Raw genomic sequence first — 369 nt, 5'->3', positions numbered from 1 at the left:
CGCGGCGGGATGACGGACAGTCATGAAGATGGCTTTGGTATTGCCTTTTTTGAGCGCAGCGAATGCAGTAATAACGACAAAACCAACGATGAGACGGCAAATGACTCAACGGGTCTGCGTTTGTTTCATGACAATCGTCCAAGCCATCTGTCGCCAGTCGCTGACTTGGTCAATAACTACCCAATCAAAGCCATGAATGTCATCGCGCATATTCGTAAAGCGACGCAAGGGCAGAACTGTTTGGCAAACACCCATCCATTCGTCCGTGAAGTATGGGGCGAACAGTGGGTATTTGCGCACAATGGGCAGATGAATAGCGAATTTATCAAACGCTGTCAGCGCTTACAAGACAATGGCAATGCCTCACAC

Annotated in this window: 1 protein-coding gene; it reads left to right on the top strand. The window is 49.1% G+C overall.

Annotation, left to right across the window (positions count from 1 at the left end):
* The coding region (locus AAEY87_RS13845) for a class II glutamine amidotransferase (protein WP_350657588.1) at window positions 1-369 on the top strand (369 nt) is incomplete at both ends.

The sequence above is a fragment of the Psychrobacter sp. S1-30-MNA-CIBAN-0213 genome, assembly GCF_040309845.1.
Classification (GTDB): Bacteria; Pseudomonadota; Gammaproteobacteria; order Pseudomonadales; family Moraxellaceae; genus Psychrobacter.
This window is presented reverse-complemented; position numbering and strand designations above follow the sequence as displayed.